Here is a 797-nt window from a genome sequence, read left to right as displayed (position 1 = left end):
GATAGGGAGCGTAATAATGCGCTATTGGCAGGCAACATCGGCGCAACGGTAAAATCCCCTGCCTTTTGCCATGCCCATTTCTGTCCTTCCCTCGATTGGATTTCGCCCGTCCATTGGTCGGTTTCCACCCATAAAAAATGCAGGCGTACATGTGCGTGTTCGTAGGAATGGACTTTGGTCAGCCACGGCGTAGCGACAAGGATACAGATGCCGAGCTCTTCTTTAAACTCGCGTTGCAAGGCTTGAAAATCGCTTTCGCCGGCTTCCACCTTGCCGCCGGCAAATTCCCAATAGCCGGCATACGGTTTACCCTCGGGGCGGGAACTGAGCAGGTAGCGGCCGTTTTGGTCGAGCAAAATTCCGGCAACCACTTGCACCAATGGACGTGTGTCTTCAGTCATCATGAGATTATTCTTATATGCGGCAGGCGGCGACACCTGCCGATTTATGCGTAAAAAAACAATATCGGGCCTATACGCCCGACCTTCAACAAATACCTAACCCTTCAGGCTGTCTGAAAAGGATGCTCTATTTCAGAATACTAAAATCCGGCCTTATTTTTCCGCAACGACAAAAGCCATGACAGTATCCTCTTCATCGCTCATACTGAGATGGCAGCTTCGGATGCCCTGTTCTTCCAGCCATTTGGTTAAAGCCGGTGCAAAAAACAATTCAGGCTTGCCCAATGCGTCATGTCCGACACCGATATTGCGGAAAGACACCACGCCGCGTATGCCCGTACCGACGGCTTTGGCAAAAGCCTCTTTGGCGGCAAAGCGTTTGGCAAGATAGTTGAC

2 protein-coding genes are annotated in these 797 nt (G+C 51.1%); both read right to left on the bottom strand.

Annotated features, from left to right (window positions below):
* Nucleotides 1-401 (bottom strand): NUDIX domain-containing protein (locus ACTHS3_RS16255; protein WP_440368539.1); only part of this gene is annotated, 401 nt, incomplete at its 3' end.
* 153 nt (nt 402-554) lie between these two features.
* A partial coding sequence (acpS, locus tag ACTHS3_RS16250) for a holo-ACP synthase (protein WP_440368538.1) occupies nt 555-797 on the bottom strand: 243 nt, incomplete at its 5' end.

It is taken from the genome of Neisseria sp. P0009.S007 (assembly GCF_051962515.1).
This window is presented reverse-complemented; position numbering and strand designations above follow the sequence as displayed.